The sequence below is a fragment of the Devosia nitrariae genome, from assembly GCF_030160115.1.
Lineage (GTDB): Bacteria > Pseudomonadota > Alphaproteobacteria > Rhizobiales > Devosiaceae > Devosia > Devosia nitrariae.
This window is the reverse complement of record NZ_BSNS01000028.1, coordinates 85,860-94,740: the sequence shown is the minus strand read 5'-3', so window position 1 is coordinate 94,740 and position 8,881 is coordinate 85,860. Positions and strand designations below refer to the sequence as shown.

7 protein-coding genes are annotated in these 8,881 nt (G+C 65.7%); all 7 read right to left on the bottom strand.

Translation table 11 applies throughout. The features are described from left to right. Positions 1–56: 56 nt before the first annotated feature. Positions 57–389, bottom strand: a complete 333-nt coding sequence (locus QQK18_RS26600) for an I78 family peptidase inhibitor (RefSeq protein WP_284343444.1) — start codon at positions 387–389, stop codon at positions 57–59. 75 nt (positions 390–464) lie between these two features. After that, positions 465–755, bottom strand: a complete 291-nt coding sequence (locus QQK18_RS26595; protein ID WP_284343443.1) for a hypothetical protein — start codon at positions 753–755, stop codon at positions 465–467. After that, positions 755–1,012, bottom strand: coding sequence for a hypothetical protein (locus QQK18_RS26590; protein WP_284343442.1), 258 nt, complete (start codon positions 1,010–1,012; stop codon positions 755–757). The genes QQK18_RS26595 and QQK18_RS26590 overlap by 1 nt, the downstream gene beginning before the upstream one ends. Before the next feature lie 48 nt (positions 1,013–1,060). Beyond that, on the bottom strand, positions 1,061–3,028 hold the full coding sequence (locus tag QQK18_RS26585) for a caspase family protein (RefSeq protein ID WP_284343441.1): 1,968 nt from the start codon (positions 3,026–3,028) through the stop codon (positions 1,061–1,063). Positions 3,029–3,031: 3 nt separating this feature from the next. Further along, positions 3,032–6,046 carry a two-partner secretion domain-containing protein gene (locus tag QQK18_RS26580; protein ID WP_284343440.1) on the bottom strand — a complete coding sequence of 1,005 codons (3,015 nt, stop codon included), beginning with the start codon at positions 6,044–6,046 and terminating at the stop codon, positions 3,032–3,034. 188 nt (positions 6,047–6,234) lie between these two features. Further along, the gene (locus tag QQK18_RS26575; protein ID WP_284343439.1) at positions 6,235–7,962 is read right to left on the bottom strand and encodes a ShlB/FhaC/HecB family hemolysin secretion/activation protein; all 1,728 of its coding nucleotides are present in this window, start codon (positions 7,960–7,962) and stop codon (positions 6,235–6,237) included. 251 nt (positions 7,963–8,213) lie between these two features. After that, positions 8,214–8,879 carry a type VI secretion system-associated protein TagF gene (gene tagF / locus QQK18_RS26570; protein ID WP_284343438.1) on the bottom strand — a complete coding sequence of 222 codons (666 nt, stop codon included), beginning with the start codon at positions 8,877–8,879 and terminating at the stop codon, positions 8,214–8,216. Positions 8,880–8,881 lie beyond the last annotated feature (2 nt).

The window sequence follows — 8,881 nt, the reverse complement described above, 5'->3', positions numbered from 1 at the left end:
TCATCAAGCTCGCAAGCATCATGCTGTGGCTCAAATAGCTAAATTGTCACTACAACCTAGCCGCACCAGGGCCGCACTAGCCGCCCGGAGGCGTCGACGTCGAGGTTGAGCCGCTGCGGGTTGTAGTCCTGCGTGACCGGCTGACCGGGAGCAATGACCCGGATGGTGCCCGGCGCGTCGATAGCCACCCCGCCGATGCTGGTGCCGCCGGCGCCCTGCACGACCTCCTGACCGATCCGCCCCTCGAGGGCTCCCGCGCCACATTCCATCGTCCCCATGCCCGGGAGCGATTGGTCGGAGCGGGCGCTCATGCAGGCCGAAAGGGAAACGAGCAAAGCTGATGCGGCGATCCCCGTAGCAAGGGTCCGGCCGACGCGATGTGCGATCATGGTGATGTCCTCCTCGGATTGACAGGGAAGCCCGATTCTATCGGCTGTATCAGGCAATTGCGTGGTCACGTCCGCTTATTGGGGCGGCTCGACCACGGGCTCGGATACGGGCGTTCCTGGCGCCACATCGGTGCTGGGAGCACCGAGGAAGACCTGCATCAGAAAGAGGATGGCAACCACGATGGCAAGGCCAACAAGACCATACACCCACCAGCTGGTGGGGCTGGTCGCCCCGACGCTTTCCTCACCCACTGCTGCGGTCTTCAGCCCTGAGTCCTCCGGCACGTCGATGCGTGAACCCTCCTCATCGACAAGAAAATCGACCTTGGCGACTTCCGGAGCGCCTTTCTTGTCCTTACCGGCCATCAGAAGTCACCCTTGAGCACGGTTTGCGTACCGACGCCCTCTTGCACGCCACGCCGGACGACCTCGATGGCTTCGTCGACCTCGGCCGGGTCGAAGCCGAGATCGCCGCCGTCTTCCAGGGCTCCAGTCGCGCTCGCCTTCATGCGATTAAGCAGTTCGATCTTTTCGCGAGCGGTGAGAAGGCTGTTGTGGGCGATGTGCATGGGCAGAAGTTTGTCCTTGCCGCCCGCTCGCTCCTCAAGGCTGTCGAAAGGCATTGTCCTTCTCCTTTCGGGCTTCGCGCCCTCAGGGAGTCAATGCAAAGCCTATCCGGCGGTTCCCGCGCTGGCCGACGGGGAGAGGGACAAACCGCCGAACCGGTAGACGCGCAGCGCCTCCAGCGTGCCCGGTCCCATCAACCCGTCGACGGTGCTCGCATAGTAGCCGATATTAGCGAGCCGCCGCTGCACCTCGGCGATGGTGTCTTTGCCGAAGGCGATCTCACCCTGATCGATCCAGGCGAGCATCTGACCGCTGTCGGCGGCGACCGCGCGCAGCAGGTATTCGGCGGTGCGAGCCGGCTCGCGCGCGCCGAATTCACCGGATTCGTAGAGCAGCGCAGCGCGGAAATGGCCTTCGACATAGCCGCGATCACTGGCGAGCGCGAAATAGTCGCGGGCGCGCTCGGGCGGCAGGCCGCGATTGTTGAGCGCCAGCACCCCAAGATTGTAGGCGGCATGCCTGGAACCGGCTTCGGAAGCCTCCTCGAGCAGTTCGATCGCCCGAGGCAAGTCCGCCGGCAGGCCATTACCCTCGGCCAGCATGCGGGCGAGATTGACTGCCGCCTCGGAGGCGCCGCCCGCCGCGGCGCGCTCGAAGAAATCGGCGGCCGCGGCCAGATCCTTCGGCACGCCCGTTCCGGTCTCGTAGAAAGCGCCGAGCGTCGCCATCGCCCGGATGTTGCCGGCCTCGGCCGCGGCGCGGAAGAGCTCGATTGCTTCCTGCGTCTGCCCTCCGAGATAAAGCGCCCGCGCAAGAAGAGCGGTGTATTTATGCACCTGCGGGAATTCGGTGTGGGCGGTACGGCAGGCTTCGATCGCGGCGGGGGCGTTGAGCTGGAGCCGTGCGGCCGAGACGCCGGCGAAGGCGGCGGTCTCGTCGTTAGGATGGGTAGCAAGGCGCTCGCAGGTGAAGGTCGCCGGCTGGTCGGGGTCTTCAGGGTCGGGCAGAAGCGCAATAAGCTCCTCGGCCTCCTCGACATGCGCACCTTGGGGAAAACGCTCGACGTAGGCCTCGAGCAATGGCCGCCACCGGCTGCCGCTGGCAAGATTCCACAAATCGTCCTCGTCCTCCAGCGCATCGACGTCCGTCGGCCCAGTGCTGCGGAAATCGCTTTCTCCGCCGCTCGCATCTGGCACCGACGCCAGAAGCATGCGGGCGTCGGCGACATGGGCGCCATCGGGGAAACGATCGAGGTAGACGTTGAGCAGGGCGGGATCGGCCATGCTGCTGGCCGTACGCCAGAGCATGGTCTCGGGCGGCAGCACAGATGCTTCGCCGGGGACGAACACGACCTGCTGGGTCAGGGACGAGTTATCCCAGGGCACCTGGCTGCCGGTTGCGGCCAAGACGTCGAGGCGCACCTCCAGCATGACGTCGGAGATGCTCTTGCCGGGAACGCCCGCATTGGCGAGGAACGCCTCGGTGAAGGGGCTGTTGCGGCCAGCCCCGTCCGCCGCCCTTGCATCGGGAAGCGCGGCAAGCGCGACGAACTGGTTCTGCGAGACGGGAATTCGCGCCAGTCCGTCGCGACCGCCGACGGGGTTTTCCTGGCAGGCATCGAGGAAGATGAGGAGCGCACCCTCCATGCCTTTAGTCCTGGCGGTCAGGGCATCGAGCGGCACGCTGTTGTCGATGACATCGGCATGGGACGTGTAGACGGCATCGACCGGCGCCAGATAGTTGCGCAGGTCGACCTGCAAGCCATGGCCGGCATAATAGAAGAGCGCCACCTCTGCACTTATTGCCTTCTCGGCGAAATCGGCCATGGCGGCGGTCATCTCCGCCTTGTCGAGGTCGGTCCTCAAGTCGACTGCAAAGCCGTATCCGGCCAGCGCCCGCGCCACATCGTTGGCATCGTTCAGCGGGTTGCGCAGGTCCGGAACAGCCCCACTGTCGTAATGGGCATTGCCGATGATGAGGGCGACGCGCCCCTCAAGCGCTCCTTGCGCGCGAGCGGGCGCCAAGAGGGCGAACACCAGCATCGCAAGGCCAAGAACAATCGTGCGAACCATGCCTCAAATCTCGACGGCACCTACCAGGGCGAGCTCCATCTCCTCGACCGCTCCGGCAATGACATTGCCATGCTCGACCAGAAGCGCCTGGGTCTCCGGGTCCACCGCGCTAACAAGCTCGGTCTGCTGGCGCACGAAGTCAACCAAATTGCCGATCGCCGCGCGCGCCTGCGCCACCGCCGCCTGTGGGGTCGGCGCGGACGCTGCCGTGCGCAGCTGCTGAACGGTCTGGCGCATGACGCTCGATACCGCCTGCAGCTCGGGGGGCAGGCGGATCAGCGGATCCTCGAGGTCGCTCGCGTACTCATCGAGCGCGTCGCTGACGCAGGAGATGTAGAGGCCGGCGGCATCCTCGTCCTCGGCCAAGTCCCGCTCGCAGGCCGCGAGACGCTGGCGGAAGTCTTCGGTGCGCTCTTCGAGCACCTGCAGGGACAAACGGACATCATCCTCGGCCGGTTCGGGCGCGAAGCTGACCGGCAGGGTATCGGGAGGATTGGCGATGGTCGGGCCGTCGCCGATCAGGATTCCGCCCGAAGGGCCGGTATCGCCCGGAACGACGGTCAGGCTGCCGGGCTGGTAGGTGATCGTATAGTTCCCGAGCCCGGTGCCCGATGCATCGCTGGCGGTAATGGCATAGGGGCTGCCCTCGATGGTGGCGCCGGCGGCCGCACCGGAGCTTGCGAGCGTGACGGAATCGACCGAGTCTCCGGAATAGAGGCCGGCGACGGTGAATTCGGTGCCCTCGAACACCAGTGTCTGGCCGAAGAGCTTGGCGAGGTCGGAGGCGGTGATGGTCAGGGGCGCGGGCGTGATGGTGAGGTCCCCACCCTCGACCGAGAAGAGATAGCCGATCGGCGAGGTGAGCCCCGCAGCCGTCAGCACACCCTCGAAAAAACCGACATCGGCCGTCGCCGCCGTCATGTCGGTGATGCTGCCGGTGACGGCGTCGCTCAGGGCGTCACCGTTGACGGTCGGACCATAGCTGACGTCGGCCGTGAGGCTGTCTGGATTGCGGTAGACGCGGGTGCCGTTGTCGATGAAGACGGTGAGTACCGGCTGATCGGAATAGAGGAATACATCGCCGATGCCCGGAACGGAGCCCGGCGGGTCGTCCGCGTAGGTGCGGCCATAGAGGTTGCTGCCGGTCAACCCGCCGCGCACGTCATCTTCCCAGTTGGTGCTGTAGATCAGCATGCGGCCCACTGCCGTGATGAAGTCGGGGCCGGCATTGTTGATGAACTGAGAGGTATCAATGACGACGTTGCCGCCAGCGCCGATCAGCGCGCTCTCCGGGGTCACGAAGGGGTCATTCATTGACAAGAGCACGTCGCCTTCCGAGGCGATCACGGTACCGTCGTTCATGGTCACGGCCCCACCGGCGACGGCTTCGAGCCCAGGTGAGCCGACGATCACGAACATGCCTTCGCTTGCATCGAACGCGATGTCGCCGCCGGCCATGAACACAAGGCCACCGTTCTCGGCTTCTATGTCGGCATCGAGGACAATGTCGCCGAAGGCATCCAGGGTGAGAATTGTGGGAGCGATCCAGTTCAATTCGGATTGGACGAAAATGTTGCCGGCCTGGGTGCCCGGACTACCCGAGCCGCCAGTACTGATCGAAACATTGGCGAGCCCGAGGGCGGCCTCGAGATCGCTCGGATCGATGTAGAAGTCCTCACCGTTGGGCGTCAGCCCGCCAGAGGGGCTCTCGCCAGTGGAGATGTAGACGTCGTAGGGGTCGAGCAGCAGCGTGCCGTAGTTGCCGGACGGCGCGCGCAGATCAGTGCGACCGGTATAGGAAAGGCCCCTAGGCGAGGACACCTCGACATAACCGCCGCTGCCGGTCTCGCCAGCGCCGCGCGCGGTGATGGTGCCGGCGAACCTTGTGCCGTAATCCGACCAGAGCGCAACCTCGCCGCCATCGCCCGACACCGTCGCGTCGGCGTTGATCAGCGTTGCTGCATCGATCGAAACGGCACGGGCATGCGGCAGGGTGCCGGCGCCGGCGAAGTCGCCGCCGATCTTGACGCTTCCGCCACCATCAGCGCCGCCGGCATCGATCGTGGCGCCGGTGAGCTCGATGGCCGCGCCGGTGATGATCAGCGATCCGCCGATGGCGGCAGGACGCGTCTTGGGTGCTGGCGCCGTCTTGGGAGCGGGCGCGCTGACGTCTAGACTGCCGGTGATCTCCACTCCGCCGCCCCCGCCGCCGAGGACGATGGCACCGGACCGGCCGCTGGCCGTGCGCGCCTGCGTGACGCCCGAAAGGTTGATCACATTGCGCGCCGCATCCTCGGCGGCCGCGGCGGTGATGACGATGCGTCCGCCATCGGCGCTGATGGTGCCCGAATTGGTGACCAGCGCGCCGTCGCCCGTCCCCTGCGACGGCAGTGCGACCTGCAGGAAGCCGTCGCCGGTGAGATCGAGCGTTGCGAGCTCCCCGGCACCGAGACCGATCCTGCCCAACGGGGCGCTGATGATACCGGTATTGTCGACCCGCCCACCGATGAGCGCGGCATAGCCGCCGCTGGCGATATTGACCGTACCGGCATTGGAGACGGCCGCCGAGCTGCCGTCTCCGGTGAACGCGTAGTTGCCCGCCTTGAAATCGGCATCGGAAATGCCGAGCGTCGAGGCGACGAACCCGCCGACGTTGACCGTGCCCGATCCGGTGATGGCGATTCCGTTGGGGTTGACGATGAACACCTGGCCGTTGGCGCTGAGCGAGCCGGCGATGGTTGTCGTTGCCGAGCCAGTGACGCGGTTGAGGAGCGCGGCCTCAACGTTTGGCTGGGCGATGTCGACAACGCCGCCCTTGCCGATCGAGAAGCTCTGCCAGTTGACGATAGCCTTTTGCGAGGACTGGTTGATGGTCATGGCGCCCGGACCGGGCGTGGCAATGCCGACCGATCCCGATTGCACCGAGGCGCCCGTCGGCAATTGCTGGCCGAGCGCTGGCGCGGTCAGGGCCGTGGCGGCGAGAAACACGAGATTGAGGCGTAGTGCGGGCGTCAACATCGGCACGTCCTTACTCAAAAAGGAACACGACCAATTCACAACCAAACCATTTACCGGCGGAGCGTTGGCTCCGCAGGCGTGGCGCCTGCTAGAGCGCGATACGATTTGATGGAATCAAATCGCGCGCTCTAGTTTCTTGTCGCGGGATTCTTCGCAAAAAACCGGTTCCCACTTTTTTGCATCCCGCTCTAAAAGCGCATCGACCCGACGAGCGTGAAGCGATCGTCGTCGGGTCTGTCATCGCGGAACGCCCGCCCGTATTCGAGGGTGAGCGTCGATGATATGTCCTTGCCGTCCGAAGCACCGAAGCGGACGCCCAGCCCCAGGGACGAGGCGTTGATCTCGGCCTCCTCGAGGACGGTTGGCTGCTCGAGATAGACGTTGCCGATGGCGCCGAAGACATAGGGAGACGCGACAAGGTTGATCGCGCCGGTGGAGATGTCGAAGGGCGCCGACGCTTCGGCGCGCACCACCCAGCCGCTGTCGCCGGTCAACGACCCGGCATCGAAGGTCGAAAGCTCGTCGAGGCTGGCGATGCCGATCTGCTCGCTGCGCAGCAGCGGGTCGCCGAACGAGGTCTGCGCCTTGCCCGAGACGCTGACGGCCAAATGCGGCGCCAGCGTCTGATAGTAGCCAAGCTCCAGCTCGAGCTTCTGGAACGTGGCATCGGCGCCCTGGCGCGAGAGCGGCAGGCCCGGCGTTGCATCGTCGGCGCTGCGTGCGCCGAGCGCGTCGAGACCGAAGGAGAGGGTGGCGGCGGCGGTCAAAAGTCCGAAGTCGGACGACCAGGCGCCGTCCCCGGTCAGCCGCAGGATGCGCAGCCGGTCCTCGGAGATGCCGAAGTCGCCGACACCGGTGATCAGGTCCTGGTATTCGTTCTGGACGTCGAAGACGAGGCCGACGTTGAGGTCCAGGGCACGTGAGCGCACGAGCGGGTAGTCGAGGCGGGCCGAAAGGCGCTCGAACCGGCTCGAGGTCTGGATGCCGAGTGTGGACTCGGGCGTCGTCTGCGTCAGCGTGCCCTCGAGGTTGAAGGCGAGGCCGGAATTGCCCAGCGGCACGATGCCGCCGGCGGTCAGCGAGCGGTATTGCGGATCGTCATCGAAAATGCCGTAGAGGTCGTCGTCGCCGTTGAAGCGCGGATGACCGACGGCGCGGAAATAGAGCACCTCGCCGGAGTTGAAGAAATTGTTGATGTCGAGCCCGGCGGTCACCGACCAGGTGCCCAGGGACTTCGGCAGGGTGTTGTCGATGGCGATGAACGGCATAACCGGATCGAAATCGGCGCTGACGACCAGTACGGCACCGCCCGGTTCGGCGCCCGAGGCGAGGGCGGTGCGCAGCGCCACGCCCGGCGTGTCGCCGGCCAGCAGCAAGCGGCGCTCGATCTCGGCGAGCGTCACGTCCGGGCGGCGTAATAGCGGCTCGACGAGCGCGACGACGCGGCTGCGCACCGGCTCGGGTACACCTTGCGCGTCAAGGCGCTCAAGGAAACCATCGACGACAGTGAGCCGCAGCGTGCCGCCGTCATTGAGTGTCTGCGCCGGCACCACGACACGCACCAGTACATAGCCGGCATCGGCATAGGCCGCTTCCAGGTCACGCGCCCTCTCGAAGATCTCGGCAACGCTCACCCGCCGCCCGGTAAGCGCAGCGCGGATCTGCGCCGTCTGCTGCTCGAGCTCGGGCTTGCCGCCTTCGACGACGACATTGGCGAGCGCGACCACCAGGGCCTCGGCGCCTTCGGGCGCCCGCAACCCGGGCGCGCCGGAAAACACCAGCGCCTGACCGGTCCCAGTCCGCTGCGGTTCGAAATCGGGGGTTACCTGGCTCGCGGTCTGCGCCAGGGATGAAGATGCGCACAGCAAAGCAAGCAACGCTGCGGAGAGAACTTCTCCAACGACTTGCCGCCCCATCAACGACCCCTCGCCCAACTCCTTGTCAAGTCTTAACAGATTGTGCCGTCGCAAACACTCCCCTTTCGGAAAGGGGCGTTGGGCTGTGTCGTGGTTGCATCATCTGTTGAGGCGGCCCTGCGCAGAAGGAATTGCTGTCAGCCGCCCTCCGTCCTTGTCGGCAGGACGTGTCGAACGCGCAACGACTTGTCCGATACCGGCAAAAACCGGAGCGATCATTTTAACTCATTCGGTCTGTTGGGCGGGCTCCGTCATCGGGTCCAGAGCAGCATGCGGGCAAAACGGTCCGCTTCGGGAAGCCCGGCTCCGGCGTAGAGGATCGGACCGGACGGGGCCTTGCTCCACCAGTAGCTGCGCCCGGCGGCCGCTGCGGCATAGTCTTCATCCCGCAGCGCGGGCAATGCCGATTGGAGGACTGTCCCGTTACCGGCGGGTGTAAAGGCGATGCCGTCGCGAAAGACGCCGATCGTGCGGGCGGGATCGGGTTCCGAAAGCGAGGGCGGGGCGTTAAGGCCTTCGAGCAGAGTTTCGAGATAGTCGGGCTCGCCTTCCGAAAGCGCTTTGAGCAGCCGATCATCGATGGCGCCGTACCAGGGCTCGGCCGGATCGAGGAGAGGGAGCGGCGTCGTTGCAGCCGCGTCCCAGTGAACGATCGCCAGCGGAAAATACCGCCCGACCGCGTCGACCGAAGGTGCCATGGCGCCGGCACAGCCGACGCCAAATACGCCGGGGCCGATCCAGAACCGCCAGATCGGGGCGACGAGATAAAACTCCTCCCAGCGCCGCCCGATGGTGCTGCGGCTGGCGGCGAGCGAGGTCTGCAGCCAGGTTTCGAAGGGATGAAGGATGGCGTCCGGCAGGTTGACGACAAGGAAGTCGCGCTTTTGCGGCACCTTGCCGAAGAGGCCGAAGGGCATGC

Excerpts from the sequence above, each read along its gene's own strand:
- QQK18_RS26600 (WP_284343444.1), bottom strand. The coding sequence starts at position 389 with ATGATCGCACATCGCGTCGGCCGGACCCTTGCTACGGGGATCGCCGCA.
- QQK18_RS26595 (WP_284343443.1), bottom strand. The coding sequence starts at position 755 with ATGGCCGGTAAGGACAAGAAAGGCGCTCCGGAAGTCGCCAAGGTCGAT.
- QQK18_RS26590 (WP_284343442.1), bottom strand. The coding sequence starts at position 1,012 with ATGCCTTTCGACAGCCTTGAGGAGCGAGCGGGCGGCAAGGACAAACTT.
- QQK18_RS26585 (WP_284343441.1), bottom strand. The coding sequence starts at position 3,028 with ATGGTTCGCACGATTGTTCTTGGCCTTGCGATGCTGGTGTTCGCCCTC.
- QQK18_RS26580 (WP_284343440.1), bottom strand. The coding sequence starts at position 6,046 with ATGTTGACGCCCGCACTACGCCTCAATCTCGTGTTTCTCGCCGCCACG.
- QQK18_RS26575 (WP_284343439.1), bottom strand. The coding sequence starts at position 7,962 with ATGGGGCGGCAAGTCGTTGGAGAAGTTCTCTCCGCAGCGTTGCTTGCT.
- tagF (WP_284343438.1), bottom strand. The coding sequence starts at position 8,879 with ATGCCCTTCGGCCTCTTCGGCAAGGTGCCGCAAAAGCGCGACTTCCTT.